This is a genomic window from Paucibacter sediminis (assembly GCF_030254645.1).
GTDB lineage: Bacteria > Pseudomonadota > Gammaproteobacteria > Burkholderiales > Burkholderiaceae_C > Paucibacter_B > Paucibacter_B sediminis.
On sequence record NZ_CP116346.1, the window covers coordinates 1840041 to 1854077 of the forward strand.

A 14037-nucleotide genomic window follows, 5' to 3' on the forward strand; every position below is an offset into this window, starting at 1 on the left:
ATGAATTCAAGCGATCTGGCCGAACTGCTGCGCCGCGCGGCGCTGGCACAGGATTTCGGCGCCACGCCCGACCCTTTTGATGGCGGCCGGGCGCTGCGCCATTTCCCCAGCATCGATCTGGCCGTGGCCTGCTTCCCGGCCGGCGGCGCGCCGGTGTTTGCCAACGTGCTGTTCTCGCGCCAGCATCCGCAGGGCCTGGTGGCGGGCATGGCGGCCGGCGCGGGCGCGGCGCAGGGCATCCGCTTCCTGGCCGATCAACAGGACGCCCAGGGCCGCTCGATCGCCTGGCTGCCCGAGGCCCCCGGGGTCGATTGGCAGCGCCTGGACTGGCTGCCCCTGTATGGCGACAGCGGCCCCACGGTGGTGGCGCCCTATCCGGCCTCGCTGCTCAAGCTGATGGTGCTGGTCGGGCTGGCCTGGCTGATTGACCAGGGCCGCAGCCGCTGGGATGCGCCGCTGTCTTTCGAGGGTCAGTGCCGTGCCGTGCGCGACTGGGCCCTGGACATGACGGCGATCAGCTGCAACACCGCCACCTCGGCCCTGGTGATGCATCTGCACGCGATCGGCGCGATCCGCCGCGACGCGCAGGGCGAATGCCACAACGAAGTGCAGCAGCTGTTCGCCCGCTTGGGCCTGCCGACGCTGCGGCTCGTCAACACGCGGCCCGATGGCGGCTGGGGCAATGCCGCCGGTGCCGGCGTGGGCCAGCTGCAGATGACGGCCTGGGACAGCGTGCGCCTGCTCTGGTGGCTGGACCCCGACGCGCCCGCGGCGCCCTGGCTGCCGGCGCATGCGCCGCGGCTCAGCGCGGAGAGCCGGGGTCAGGTCTTGCGTGCGCTGGAGGCCCAGACCCTGCGCGTGCTGATGCCCGAGCGTCTGGCGGCCGAACTGCACTTCGCCCACAAGACCGGCACGACCGAGAACTACGCCTCCGACGCCGGTATCGTGCGTGCTGTTGCGCCACGCCGGCGTCATTACCTGATCGCCATGCTCAGCAACCTCGGTTCCCGCTACGGCGCGCCGGAAGCGCGTCTGCCGGCGCTGGGCGCGGCCATCGACGCCGCGCTCGAGCCCTGGCTGGAGTCTTGCTCATGAACGATTTCTTCTTGATGCGGCCGCTACCGGCCGGCGCCTGCCTGGGCGTGGTGGCACCCGCCGGCCCGCCCAAGCCGGGCGTGCTGGAACAGGTGGCGCCACTGATCGAGCAGCTGGGCTTTCGCGCCAAGCTGTTTCCCGGTTGCGCCGGCCCCGCGCAGCTGGGTCATTTGGCCGCGGCTGACGCGCAGCGCCTGGCCGATCTGCATGCCGCTTTTGCCGACCCCGAGGTCGACGCCGTGCTGTGCCTGCGCGGCGGCTATGGCTGCATCCGCCTGCTCGACGGCCTGGACCTGGCACTGCTGAAGCGCCACCCCAAACCCCTGATCGGCTACAGCGACATCACCTCCCTGCACGGCGCGCTCGATCGCCTCGGTCTGCCGGCCTGGCATGCGCCGATGCCGGCCTCGGACTGGATCGATAAAGGGCCGAGCGGCCTGGACGATGCGCGCCGCCTCGCCGCCCAGCTGCAGCGCGGCCTGCGCACCGGCGATGTGCTGGCGCCCGAGGATCTGCCGGCTCACCCCTTGAGCCAGGGCGAGCGTGCCCGGGGCCGGCTGATCGGCGGCAATCTCTCGGTGCTGGTGTCCAGCCTGGGCACGCGCTGGATGCCCGATGCGCGCGGCGCCATCCTGTTCCTGGAAGACATTGCCGAAGACCCCTACCGCGTCGATCGCTACCTGGCTCAGCTGCGCCTGGCCGGCGTGCTCGACGCCGCCGCGGGCTTTCTGATCGGCAGCTTCAGCGATGCCGAGGCCCCCGACGCGGTGCTGGCCGACTACCTGCCGCAGCTCGGCAAACCCATCCTGGCCGGCTGGCCCAGCGGGCATTGCTGCCCGAACCTGCCACTGCCGCTGGGCGTGCCGCTGACGCTGGACGTGGCCGGGCGCTGCCTGCGTATGTAACGGGCGGCCGGCCCGGGCTGCACGAGGCGGCTGGCGTGAGGGTCAGACCTCGCGCCGCGGCCGATGGCTGCCCGCCCTCGCTACCTGGGCGCCCCAGCCGGCTTCCGACAAGGTTTGCTGCAGGGCCGCCCCTCGCACCGTGAAATGCAGCTCCGTGCCATGGGCCGCGCTCAGCCTCGGCAGCACCTCACGCAGCACCTGCAGGCCAGCTTCCTGATCATGCAGCTCGATGTCGACCCGGTGAAAGCTGCCCGGGTCGCTCTCGCTGGCGCCTGCCGACGGCACCGAGGTCCCCCAACTCAGCAGCGAGCCCGTCGCGCTCGTCTCGAGTGCACTCTCCAGCGCTTGATGCAGCGCATCCAAGGCCTGCTTGGCCAGACCTCGCAACGGGACTTTGACGTAGACGAAATGCATTCCGGGCAGTGTGAATGCAATGCCTTGGGGCTGCAAGCCAGTTTGTCGGGGAGGGGTGGCCGGCGATGTGGGGGTGTTCGGCGAGGGTTCGCGTTGAAGCTGGGCCGAGCGACGGGCTAGCCAGCATAGACCGCACTAGGCAACCCCGTTGAACAGAAAGTGCTTGAACTTCTTTCCTGCCGCATCCCATGTCGCGCTGAAGTAGCACTCACCTCCATCCAGCACGCGACGGAAATCCTTCCGCAACTCTGCCAGAGAGTGTCCCTCCGCCTCACACGCCCCTCGGAGTTCAATGACGCGATGCCCCGCTGGGCCCACGCCCTTGAACTGAATGGCATAGGTGGAAACATCCTTGGCAGCCTTCTTGCCTCCTTGGGCAGCAGCAGCAGCCGATTGAAGCTGCTTTGCCATTTGAGCAATATCGCTGCGACTGACAGTCCAAGTTCCATTCCGAACTTGAATCCAATTGCCATGGGTGCCCGCGCCAGCTGGCAGGTGCATGGGCACGAGGATTGCGACGATAAATGGCGCTTTTCGCATGTGCTGGCTAGCGTTGAAAATGAGCGGATCAAAGCGCCTCGCCGACGGCAGTCGGCTCGCGCGATTGGATAGACCGTTGACGGGCAATAGGTGCGCTCCGCGTCCTACTGAATTCCAAGAGCTTCTCCCACGGACTGACGAAGTATCTCCACCAGCTCAGCGTCCATGAATTTGTATTCGTCTGGAATGTCGAGCACATGAATTACCTTGTTCTCAAGCATGCGTCTGTACGCCGCCAGTAACCTGGACTTGTGCTTTTCTTCCATGACGAAGATGACTTGCGCCCACTCGATATCAGCAGCCGAGACGGGATGCTTTGCGTTTGGACTGGTTCCCCCCGATCGCACTGCGATGGCAGGGTGTCTGCGCCATACCTGCTCTGCAGTAAGGCTGCGCCACTGATTGCGACTACAAACAAAAAGAACGTTGATCTGATTCGGGCTGCGCAACGACTTCACTTCCTGCACAAGTTGGGCCTCGGGTACGCGTGGATATTCAATTCCGAGCTGCTTTGCTCGGGCCAGCTTCTCCGAGCGGAGGTACAGAAGCTTCCAATTCTTCTCGCGCTTGAACTCAGGCGGCATCCAAGTACTCCAAGACGTCTGATTCCGAGCGTAGCCTAGCGCGAAGCCCTTCGAACGACTCGAACAGATCAAGGTGGGCTGCCCTGCTGCTCGATCCCTGGCGGTTGCAATAACCTTCTGCCCATTCAATCAGTTCTCGAAGACCTTCGTCTGACTGCGCGCGTTCCATATGCAGCTTGCTCTCCGAGCCGCGGGACTCGAGCCTCGCCTTGCAGATCTCCCATGGGAGATCCAACCAGACAATTGCCAGCGCTGACTGCATGAACTGCCTTGCCAGGTTGCCATACACACCTTCGACGATCCATTGATCGGCGATTCTCTGTGCCTCGATGAGAGTAGATATCTCCTGCGGATCTCGCTTCAAATTGAAACCGCCTGGGAGCCAGAAGATCCCATCGAGATGCACTACGGGTGCAGCGCTCTTCTCGTGCAGGCGTCTTGCCAGCCAGGTCTTTCCGCTGCCGCTGTTTCCGAAGATCACTGTTCGCACATGCCGCCTAACGTTTGAATTGAGCTGTTCCGGAAGGCATTGGCTCGAATGAGAGGTTAGCCGTCTGGTGGCGGCGTGACTCAGCTAGCCGAGAACGAAATGAAGGCCAGCCGGGGCATGCCGTTGCGGGCCCGGTTGAGCGCCAGGTCAGAAGTCACTTGCGCCACCATGCGATTGCCCCACAGAGCGTGAACACTGCACCAACGGTCATAAGGACGATGGCAGGGCCCTTCGTGCCCAAGCTTTCGTGCGCCCACGCAATGAGCCACCCCCACTTTCCGCTGAACGGCGACCCCTCCGGCGAACTCCACTTGAGGAAGGCCAACGCCCAAAATACCCCTCCAATTGCCAGCCAAGCCACGCCTCGCTCTCGGGCAGTGAACTCCGTCTGCCAATGATTGTGGTCAGGTTGTCCGCGCCAGATCTTCATGTGACTTCTAATTTGGAGCCAACCGACCCGTAGGCGGCATGCCGGTGCGGGTCCAGTTGAGCGACGTGTTAGGCGTCATAGCCTCCACCAATCCATTCGGCTGGTTGTGTGGCTCCAATACAGATTGATTGGGTCACAGTCTCCGCCGACGAGATAGAGCGAATCGGCCAGCGCGGATGGCTTGCAGCCTGGTAGTGGATCGCCCATGGGTGAGCAAAGAAGCTTCTCCACCTGAAGCTGTGCAGGTGCTTCGCAGATTGCGGCTTGAACTGACGGGCTGATCGCGAACTGAAGAAACTGCGTGGACCGAGGGTTCTTGCTCGAAGTCGCGACGTGGACGGCGAGTAAGACACCTTCTGTGTTGTACCCAACGAACGCTATGTCAGTCTTGCGATCGCCATTGAAGTCGCCCTCTACTAGCGTTGAGAAGTCCCAGCGCACTTTTGGGTGTTGCGCCGAAATCTGCCGGGCAACTTTCAACGATTCAGCCGTCGGCGTCGCTTGCGCCGTGAGACAGATGAGAAGGAAAGCCGGGGCAAGAAATGGGGCTTTCATGGTGCCTAGCGTTATAGCTAAGCGGTCGACGACGGCTGGACGCCAGACCCGGGCTGGTGGCCTGCTGTTGGCGCATCCCTCGAGCGATGGGTTAGGCATCACTGTACTTGCGCAGAAGACCATGACTGAGCATTTCCTCGAGGAATGGCTCCGGTACAGATACGGACGCGACTGTGCAGTCGTCGTGGAAGTTATCGCAAGCGATGAGCAGCAAATCGTCCCCGGCCGCGAGCTGCGTGTGGATGACCGCTCCTTCGCGACCGAGTATGCCGTGCGAGGCGAGGCGCTTCTTCAGTTCTCGGATAGTGTCCGGATTGATCGGGACGGTTATCAAGTCAAGTTCGGGCTCAAGCGTTTGTCGACGCAGTGAACCTGACTCCTGCACCGAGGCTCCGGGAAGTTCTTCAAGTCGAAGACCTGACAGATCGCCCTCGAAGGAAGCCACCGACCGGCCTTCGTATATGCGATAGAAGGCCCACAGAGTTCCCTGGCAATCGCGGACTTCGAGGCGGCGGTACTTGGGCATTGTGTGATGTCTAACGTTTTACATGGGTGGGTAAAAGACGGCGGCACCAGCGTGGGCAAAGTACCCAAAACTGGACTGCCGTTGTTTGTGCCCTCGCTGGAATGGTTAGGCACTGGTCTCGCCGCCGATGAAAAGTGAGACATTCCTTGCCTTGCTACTTCTCGGTCACTGCTGCCGTCCATTGGGGTACATCAGCTTCTCCTTGGCCAGCCTTCTCATGAGCGGCGCGTCGTAGAGTGTGATGCAGAGGGCGACCAAGCCCAAAGGTACCGCAAGACCGAAGGACCATCGCCAGAAGAGCAACAGACCGATCTCGAAAAGCCAGATCACAAGAACCAGTGCGGATCGAATTCGCATGGCGCGGTACTGTGCGGGTGTCACAGGCGGTGGCGGAATTTCAGCGCGCATCTCAGGTGACTAACGTTGAAGCTGAGCCGCGAGCGGAGGCCTGCCGACGCGAGTCGGCTCGAGCGACTGGCTAGGCCTCAGTTTCTGTATGAACCGGTGCATGTGCGGATCGGTACGGCCAAAAGGGACGTCAGAGAAACTGAACCAGGACACGCCATTGAATTCGTCCTCGTCGTACTTAAGCACCTGGCCGCGCTCCGCACGCACGACGTACCAAAGCGAAACGTCCGTGTGCCCCGCGGTAAGACCAACAGTTTCGGCCAATGTGATCATCAATGGCGGGCCGATCTCATGGGAAGCTTTGAACCTGAGCTCTTCAACCAACTCACGGGCGACCGTGTTGCGAGGATGTTCTCCAGGTTCAACGTGCCCGCCGGATGGCAACCAGAGTTGCGCGTTCTTGTGGTCCACAAGAAGAATGCTTTCACCGTCCACGACGGCGAAGTACGACACAAGGTGCTTGGGCGGAGTGGCGGGCTTAGCTAGGCGGCACAGTTCCACTCCGGATTCAACCCATGCCAGCGCGTCCGCACGGTGCTCCACCTCAAGTGCGTCGAGCGGAACGATGGCTTCAATCTCGGAATAAATCTGCTGGCGCATGAGGTCTAACTTGGCTGTATGCAGATCGTTAATGATCTTTGCCTAACATTTGAGCATGCGGCCTCGCCGCCTACAACGGGCGCTTAGCCTGGCCTGCGTTGTCCATCAGCGATCGATGGCGCAAGCTGCACTCGACGCATCGCCTGGAGCGATACGCAACCCGGTTTGGCTCCGGGGCTTGGCACCGCCAATGGGGCCTCGCACCTACCGCCCAGGGCTTTGCCGTCAGCCCCGTCTCGATAGAAGCTTCCCCGCATAAGGGCGACGACGGCATAAAAAAGCCCCGCCGGCTTGCGCGGGCGGGGCTTTGTGCGAGGCGCCGGGCCGGCGCTGGTTTACCAGAACTTGTAGTCCACCGTGAAGGTGTAGCTGCGGCCGCGCGGGTCGGCCACGCGGGGTTCCCAGGAGCTGCCGGCGCCGGTGTTGCCGTCGTAGGCCACCGAGAACGGCGGGTCTTCGTTCAGCAGGTTCTTGATGCCGAAGCTGAGGCCCAGGTTCTTGATGCCGGTGTAGCTGATGCTGGCGTTGTGGGTCAGGTACTTGGCGACGTTGGGGCTCCATTGCGAGGGCGTCACGCTGCCGTTGGCCACGCCGGGCAGCACGGCGTCCTTGTAGCCGTTGCGCCAGAGTTGCTGCAGCATCGCGACCCAGGGGCCTTCGCTGTAGGTGAAGGTCAGGGCATGCTTCCAGCGCAGGCCCAGATCGCCCGAGCGGGTGAACACGCCGATCTCGCTGGCACCCATCGGTGCGCTGGCGATCAGGCGCGAGCGCTTGTCGAGCAGGTAGGTGCCTTCCAGCGAGACGCCCAGCATGCCGTCGCCGACGCGGGCCGCGCCGCGCACCGAGAGATCCACGCCCTTGGTGATCGATTCACCGGCGTTGACCCAGCGATCGTCGATGGCAACCAGATTGCCGGAGGCGTCGCGCAGGAAGTTGGCCGGGAACAGGGCGGCGTTGTTGACGATGTCGGACAGCGCCAGGAACTGGATCGTGCCTTCCTTGCGGATCTGCCACCAGTCGGCGCTGGCGGTGATGTCGCGCGCCGGCGACCAGACGATGCCGGCCGTCCATTGGCGGCTCTTCTCGGGGCCCAGCTCGGGCTTGCCGCCGGTGAAGATGTCGGGCGTGATGGCTTCGCAGCCGGGCTTGGTGGGGTCGACCTTGAGGCCGGCGCACTTGGCCGGATCGACCAGGTCCTTGCCCGAGTAGGTCGAGATGGTGATGCCGTTGAACAGCTGGTTGAAGCTGGGCACGCGGAAGCCGCGGCTGGCCGAGGCGCGCATCACCAGCTGGTCCAGCGGCGCGTAGCGCAGCGAGACCTTGGGGTTGGTGGTACCGCCGAAGCCGGTGTAGTCGTCATGGCGCACCGCCATGGTCAGCTCCAGCTGCTTGGTGATGGGCACCAGCAGCTCGGCGAACTCGGCCTTGATGGTGCGCTTGACCGTGTCCAGCGTGTTGATGCTGTCGAAGGGGGCGTTGAAGATGGCGCCCTGCGTCGCCAGGTCGGTGGCGTTGCCGTTGAACTTGTACTTCTCCTGGCGGGCATCCAGGCCCACCGCGGCCATCACCTCGCCGGCCGGCAGCTTGAAGAGCGGGCCGCTGGCGGTGAAGTCGGCCTGGTTGAGGGTGAACTTGCCGCCGTACAGGGTCACGCCGTTGGCGCGCACCGCGTCCAGCGCGCTCATCGCGGCGGCGCTCTGGGTCAGGCTGAAGGGGTCCAGCGTGCCGTTGTTGATGAGCGCGGCAAAGGGCTTGCCGTAGAAGTAGCCGCTGCCCAGCAGCGAGGTGGTGTCGCTGGTGGCGGAGGAGAGGCCGGTCTTGTAGTCCCAGCCGGCGAACAGCGGGCCGTCGGCGCCGACCAGGAAGCGCTGGGTCTTGGAGGTGGTCTCGATCTCGCGGCTGCCGCAGGGGATGCAGCGCCAGCGCATCGCCATCGGCAGGCCCTTGTTGGCGGCCAGGGTCGGGAAGGTGGCGACCAGGGCGTTGAAGACCTTGTCGTAGCTGGCGCCGGTGCTCGGGTAGGCGAGGTTGAAGAAGGGGCTGCTGGCCGAGGTGCTGCTGGTGATCTGGTTGGCCGAGAAGCTCTTGGCCGAGTCGACCTGGGCGCCGACGAACTCGGCGAACAGCTGGTGCTCGCCCAGGGCCAGCGTGCCATGGGCCACCAGATTGGTCGACTTGACCGGCTGCTGCAGCACGGCCGCACGGCCGGTGTCCCAGGCGCAACCCCACTTGGCGGAGGGGCTGGCCCACAGCTTCTCGTCGTAGGCGTCCATGCCGTCCACTGAGTTGCAGCCGGCCTGGCCGGGCAGGTCCAGGTAGTTGATGCCGTTCATGGCCACGGTGGTGCCGGGCTGGATCGGGCCGGTGCTGCGGCCGGTGGTGTTGAGATTGTCGCGGCTCAGCGCGTTGTAGAGGCTGGAGATCGCGAACACGGTGGCGATCGGCGTGCCACGCGTGTCCACCGAGAGGCCGCGGTTGGGCTGGAAGGTGTTGACGAAGTCGCGCTGGTCGCCGCGCAGCGCCTTGGAGTCGCTGTGCGCCAGCGCCACCAGCAGGTTGAACTTGTCGCGCTCGAGGTCGCCGAAGCCACCCACCAGCTTGACGCGGCCGATGTTGGCGCCGCCCGCCTCGGTGATGTCGGTGAAGGCCTGGGCCTCCAGGCCGTTGTAGTTCTTGCGCAGGATGAAGTTGATGACGCCGCCGATCGCGTCGGTGCCGTAGATGGCCGAGGCGCCATCCTTGAGGATTTCAACGCGCTCGACCGCCGCCATCGGGATCGAGTTCAGGTCGACGACGCCGCCGTTCAGGCCGTGCGCGGCGACGCGCCGGCCGTTCAGCAGCACCAGGGTGCTGGCCGAACCCTGGCCGCGCAGATTGGCGGCGGTGGCGCCGTTGTTGCCACGCGCCTGGCCGGCCACCACGTCGGCATTGCCGGCCAGGTTATCCAGGCCGTTGCCGTTGGCGCTCAGCACCGAGATCAGCTGTTCGGCCGAGACGATGCCCTGGCGCTCGAGCTCCTTGCGCGAGATCACCTGGATCGGCAGGGCGCCTTCGTCCTGGATGCGCTTGATGCTGGAGCCGGTGACCTCGACGCGCTCGACCTTCTGCACCGGGGCGGTGGACTGGGCGCTGGCGAGCAGCGGGGCGGCCAGACCCACGAGGGCGAGGCAATGGGTGAGCTTGGTCAACTTCATCAAGATGCTTCTCCTTAACGACTGAATGCGGGGCGCTGCGGGGCAGGGATGATAGGCAGGGTTGAGGGGCATGATCGAGTAGCCGGCGCCACTGGGCCATAGGGGCCGGCCGCATTTGTTGCTTTGCCCACAATGAATGCTTGTGCGAACCTCATAACCTGTGGGAATGCGGCCCCCGGGAACGCGCCCGCGCGGGCCGCTCGCTCAGGGCTTGAGCCGGCTGTGCCGGGCGGCCGGCGCCGCTAGAGTGGGGCCATGTCTTGCCTCCCCCCCATCCGGCGCCGCGGCGCCGCTGCCTTGCTGCTGGCCGCGCTCTTGCTGAGCGGCTGCGCCGGCCTGGTGCCCGCCAGCCATGAACTCCCCGCCCCGGTGCGCGCGGCCCTGCAGCGCGCCGGCCTGCCCGAGCAGAGCCTGGGGGTGGTGGCCTTCCCGCTCGAGGCGCCCCGCCAGGGCCTGCGTTGGCGCGCCGACGCGGCGATGCAGACCGGCTCCACCATGAAGCTGGTGACGGCCATCGTGGCGCTGGACAAGCTGGGCCCGAACCAGCGCGGCCGCACCGAGCTGCTGGCCGCGGCGGTGCCGCAGGGCGGCGTGCTGCAAGGCCCGCTCTACCTGCGCGGCGGCGCCGATCCCGAGCTGGACTGGGCCGCGCTGTGGGGTCTGCTGCGCGAGTTGCGCGAGCAGGGCCTGCGCGAACTGCGCGGCGGCATCGTGGTGGACCGCACGCGCTTCCAGCCGGCGCGGCCCGAGCTGGGCCAGCCGCCCTTCGACGAGCAGCCCGAGTTCCCCTACAACGTGATCCCGGATGCCCTGCATCTGAACGGCAGCCTGCTGGACCTGGAGCTGCAGTCCGATGGCGAGCGCATGCAGGCGCGCCTGAGCCCGGCCTGGCCGGGGCTGAGCGTCGACGCCACCGGCCTGACGCTGAACGAGCTGGCCTGCAAAGATTGGGAGGAGGGTTGGCAGATTCCCGTGGTCGAGGCCGGCCAGTTGCGCCTGCGCGGCAGCTTCCCGCGCCAATGCCGGCAGCGCCAGGCCCTCAATGTGTTCGATCGCCAGCTGCTGGCCGGCGCCGCGCTGCGCGCGCTGTGGCAGGAGCTGGGCGGCGCGCTGCAGGGCGAGGTCGGCGAGGGCGCTACGCCGGTAGAGGCGCGCGTGCTCGCCAGCCACCAGGGCCGGCCGCTGGGCGAGCTGCTGCGCGGCGTGATGAAGCGCTCGGACAACGCGCTGACGCGTTTGACCTTTCTCAACCTTGGCGCCGCGCACCCGCGCGCCGCCAGCTTTGCCAGGACCCAGGAAGCCGCCGCCGACCAGGTGCGCCAGTGGCTTGCCGAGCATGGTGTGGCCGCGCCCGAGCTGGTGCTGGAGAACGGCTCGGGCCTCTCGCGCGCCGAGCGCATCAGCCCCGCCAGCCTGGCCGCCATGCTGGCCGCGGCCTGGCAGGGCCCTTATGCGCCCGAGCTGCTCAGCAGCCTGCCGTTGGCCGGGGTGGACGGCACCCTGGGCCGGCGCCTCAAGGGCACGCCGGCCGAGGCGCGCGCGCGCCTGAAGACCGGCACGCTGCGCAATGTGGTCGGCCTGGCCGGCTATGTGCACGATGGCCGGGGTCGCCCCTGGGTGATGGTGGCCCTGCTCAACCACGACGAGGCGCCCGCCAAGGGCCGGCCGGTGCTGGATGCGCTGGCAGCCTGGCTTGCGCAATATTGACGGAAGAGCGTGTTTGCGATCCCGTCATGGTGCCCGCAAGTCAGCCCAGGGGCGCAATCTAGGCGCCCGCCGCAGGCCAGGCTCACCGCCTGGCCAAGGTGGGCAACGACGAGTGCGCCCCTGGGCTGACTTGCCCTTCGGGTTGCCTCGCAAAGACAGCGTCTGCGGCGTTGCAAATCCTCGCCGGGTGGCCAACCCGGCTGCGGTTTGCGCCTTGCATCCACTGCCTTTGCGGGGCAACGGGCGCCATGACGGGATCGTAAACACGCTCTAAGCACCACGCCAGCCGCTATGCTGGCGCCATCGCAGGGCTTGAACGGGGGCGGGATGGCTGGAAGCTGGGCAGCAGCGTGCATGACGCTGGCGGTGGCGCTGGGCTTTGGCGCACCGGCGCTGGCCCAGCCGCCCGCCAAGCGCCTTTCCTTTGTCACCGAGCATTTCCCGCCCTACACCTATGCGGAGGCGGGCACGGCCGCCGGCCCGATGGTGGATGTGCTGCAGGCCGCCTGCGCGCGGCTGCGCTGGCAATGCACGGTGGAGGTGCTGCCCTGGCGGCGCGCGCTGGGCCTGGCCCAGAACGGCCTGGTGGATGGCATCTTCACGGTGGTGGACACGCCCGAGCGGCGCAGCTATTTCCACGTCAGCGTGCCGGTGCTGGGGGCGCGCTACACCTTGTTCACGCGTGCCGGCGACGACTTCGTGCTGCAAGGCGACCGCCAGGCCCTGGTGGGCCGCACCATCGGCGCCTATGGCCCCTCGGCCACGGTGCTGGCGCTGGACGAGCTGGTGGAGGGCCTGAAGGTCGAGACCGTCATCGAGCCCGACAACCGCACCGTGCTGCGCAAGCTCGCGGCCGGGCGCTACGGCCCGCGTGGCCTGGCGCTGGTGAACGAATACGTGGCCCTGCACCTGATGCGCGAAGACCAGCTCGGCGGCCTGCAGAGCGCCGGCGCGGTGAAGGAGTTCGACTACGCCTTCGGGCTGGTGCGCCAGCGCATCGGCGCGCGCGATTTCAAGGCCTTCAACGAGGCCCTCGTCGCGCTGTGCCACAGCGGCCGCAGCGCCGAGCTGGTGCGCCCCTATGCGCTGCCGGCCTCGGCCTGCGCGAAGGCCGCGCGCCGCTGATCCCGTGGGCCGGGCCCGCTGCCGCCCGGCGGCCTAGCTGCGCCAGGGCAGGTCCAGCGCCTCGCCCTCGGGCAGGTGGGTCGCCACCGGCGTGGCCGCGAAGATGCCCAGCGTCTCCAGCGCCACCTCGCCCACATTGAAGAACTGGTGCAGCTCGCCCTTGGGCAGCACCAGCGTGCAGTTGGCGCCGAAGCGCTGCACGCGGCCGTTGCTGTGCAGCTCGCCGCTGCCGGCCAGGCACAGCACGACCTCGTCGCAATCGTGGCTGTGCGGCGGCGTGCCTGCGCCCGGCGCCATCGACTGGCGCCACACCGACAACTGGCTCAGGCCTTCGGCCTCGCCGGCCCAGGTGGCGTGGGCGATGCCGGCCAGCGGGCTGGCCTCGGGTTGGATCTGTTGAATGACTTGCTGCATGTGGATGGCTCCAAAGATGCCCGGGCCTTGGCGCGGTGCCTGGGCGTTGACCGCTCTGAGGCCTGCAGTCTCGGCCTCGCGCAGCGATTCGAGAAGACCGCGAAGCGTCTTAACATTGCCGACATTTCGTCGGCAAAGGCCGGGCGGGGGAAGACCATGCAGGGGCTGCAGCAGTTCATCGCATTCGCGCAGACGGCGCGCTACGGCGGCTTCGCGGCGGCCGCGCGCGCGCAGGGCGTGGCGCCCTCCACGCTGGCCAAGGCGGTGGCGCGCCTGGAGGCGGTGCTGGGCGTCAAGCTGTTCCACCGCACCACCCGCCAGGTCACGCTGACGCCTGATGGCGAGCGCCTCTTCGAGCGCTGCCAGCGCGTGCTGGACGAGGTGGAAAGCCTGCAGGCCGAAGCCTCCGGCACGCGCGGCACGCCCACCGGGGTGCTGCGCATCGACCTGCCGGTGTTCTACGGCAAGCGCTTCGTGATGCCGTTGCTGGCGCAGCTGCTGCAGCAGCACCCGGCCCTGCAGCTGGACCTGCGCCTCACCGATCTGCAGGTGGACCTGGTGCGCGAGGGCGTGGACCTGGCGGTGCGCATCGGCCAGCTGCGCGACAGCACGCTGGTGGCGCGCCGCGTCGATCAGCAGGGCCTGGTGCTGTGCGCCAGCGCGGCCTACCTGGCGCGGCGCGGCACGCCGCGGCGGGTGGACGATCTGCATGCCCACGATGCGGTGGTGTTCCGCGTGCCCTCGACGGGGCGCGACCGGCCCTGGCATTTCCGCCAGCGCGGCGTGGCGCTGGAACACCTGCCGCGGGCGCATGTGCGTGTCAACGAGACCGAGGGCCTGCTGGAGGCGCTCAAGCTCGGCCTGGGCCTGTGCCAGGTGCCCGACCTGCTGGTGCAGGACGAGCTGGCGCGCGGCGAGCTGGTGGAGCTGCTGCCGGCCTGCCGCCCGCCCAGCATGCCCATCCACATCGTCTACCCGTCGAACCGGCTGCTACCCTCGCGCGTGAAGGCGGCGATCGAGGCGCTGGAGGCCTTGCGCGGGCGCGGCTGA

15 protein-coding genes are annotated in these 14037 nt (G+C 66.8%); 5 read left to right on the forward strand and 10 right to left on the reverse strand.

Annotated features, from left to right (window positions below; genetic code table 11):
- Together PFX98_RS08360 and PFX98_RS08365 are read left to right on the forward strand one after the other, a co-directional pair.
- Positions 1-1095 carry a serine hydrolase gene (locus PFX98_RS08360; RefSeq protein WP_285234734.1) on the forward strand — a complete coding sequence of 365 codons (1095 nt, stop codon included), beginning with the start codon at positions 1-3 and terminating at the stop codon, positions 1093-1095.
- Positions 1092-2000: a S66 peptidase family protein gene (locus PFX98_RS08365; protein ID WP_285234735.1), complete on the forward strand. Its 909-nt coding sequence runs from the start codon at positions 1092-1094 to the stop codon at positions 1998-2000. Before PFX98_RS08360 ends, PFX98_RS08365 begins: the two co-directional genes overlap by 4 nt.
- A gap of 42 nt (positions 2001-2042) precedes the next feature.
- Here PFX98_RS08365 and PFX98_RS08370 read toward each other — a convergent pair whose 3' ends face one another.
- The 9 genes from PFX98_RS08370 to PFX98_RS08410 all read right to left on the reverse strand — a co-directional run bounded on the left by PFX98_RS08370 (position 2043) and on the right by PFX98_RS08410 (position 9741).
- Complete coding sequence (locus PFX98_RS08370) at positions 2043-2414, reverse strand: hypothetical protein (RefSeq protein WP_285234736.1); 372 nt, start codon at positions 2412-2414, stop codon at positions 2043-2045.
- A 135-nt stretch (positions 2415-2549) separates the two neighbouring features.
- Positions 2550-2954: a hypothetical protein gene (locus PFX98_RS08375; protein WP_285234737.1), complete on the reverse strand. Its 405-nt coding sequence runs from the start codon at positions 2952-2954 to the stop codon at positions 2550-2552.
- 104 nt (positions 2955-3058) lie between these two features.
- On the reverse strand, positions 3059-3538 hold the full coding sequence (locus PFX98_RS08380; protein WP_285234738.1) for a low molecular weight protein tyrosine phosphatase family protein: 480 nt from the start codon (positions 3536-3538) through the stop codon (positions 3059-3061).
- Entirely contained in the window at positions 3528-4019 is a 492-nt protein-coding gene (locus PFX98_RS08385) for a P-loop NTPase family protein (protein WP_285234739.1), read from the reverse strand. The genes PFX98_RS08380 and PFX98_RS08385 overlap by 11 nt, the downstream gene beginning before the upstream one ends.
- A 514-nt stretch (positions 4020-4533) precedes the next feature.
- Positions 4534-5013, reverse strand: coding sequence for a hypothetical protein (locus PFX98_RS08390; RefSeq protein ID WP_285234740.1), 480 nt, complete (start codon positions 5011-5013; stop codon positions 4534-4536).
- Between the two features lie 91 nt (positions 5014-5104).
- Positions 5105-5539 (reverse strand): hypothetical protein, encoded by a 435-nt coding sequence (locus PFX98_RS08395; RefSeq protein ID WP_285234741.1) that lies wholly within the window; start codon positions 5537-5539, stop codon positions 5105-5107.
- Between the two features lie 165 nt (positions 5540-5704).
- Positions 5705-5947 carry a hypothetical protein gene (locus PFX98_RS08400; RefSeq protein WP_285234742.1) on the reverse strand — a complete coding sequence of 81 codons (243 nt, stop codon included), beginning with the start codon at positions 5945-5947 and terminating at the stop codon, positions 5705-5707.
- Between the two features lie 9 nt (positions 5948-5956).
- The gene (locus PFX98_RS08405; RefSeq protein ID WP_285234743.1) at positions 5957-6547 is read right to left on the reverse strand and encodes an NUDIX domain-containing protein; all 591 of its coding nucleotides are present in this window, start codon (positions 6545-6547) and stop codon (positions 5957-5959) included.
- Between the two features lie 335 nt (positions 6548-6882).
- A complete protein-coding gene (locus PFX98_RS08410) occupies positions 6883-9741 on the reverse strand; it encodes a TonB-dependent receptor domain-containing protein (protein ID WP_285235557.1) in 2859 nt (952 codons plus the stop codon).
- A 255-nt stretch (positions 9742-9996) separates the two neighbouring features.
- On the opposite strand from PFX98_RS08410, the gene dacB reads away from it, so the two are divergent.
- On the forward strand, positions 9997-11448 hold the full coding sequence (dacB, locus tag PFX98_RS08415) for a D-alanyl-D-alanine carboxypeptidase/D-alanyl-D-alanine endopeptidase (RefSeq protein WP_285234744.1): 1452 nt from the start codon (positions 9997-9999) through the stop codon (positions 11446-11448).
- Positions 11449-11802: 354 nt separating this feature from the next.
- The gene (locus PFX98_RS08420) at positions 11803-12573 is read left to right on the forward strand and encodes a substrate-binding periplasmic protein (RefSeq protein WP_285234745.1); all 771 of its coding nucleotides are present in this window, start codon (positions 11803-11805) and stop codon (positions 12571-12573) included.
- Between the two features lie 33 nt (positions 12574-12606).
- On the opposite strand, the gene PFX98_RS08425 is transcribed toward PFX98_RS08420, so the two are convergent.
- A complete protein-coding gene (locus tag PFX98_RS08425) occupies positions 12607-12987 on the reverse strand; it encodes a cupin domain-containing protein (protein WP_285234746.1) in 381 nt (126 codons plus the stop codon).
- Between the two features lie 156 nt (positions 12988-13143).
- On the opposite strand from PFX98_RS08425, the gene PFX98_RS08430 reads away from it, so the two are divergent.
- Complete coding sequence (locus PFX98_RS08430) at positions 13144-14037, forward strand: LysR family transcriptional regulator (RefSeq protein WP_285234748.1); 894 nt, start codon at positions 13144-13146, stop codon at positions 14035-14037.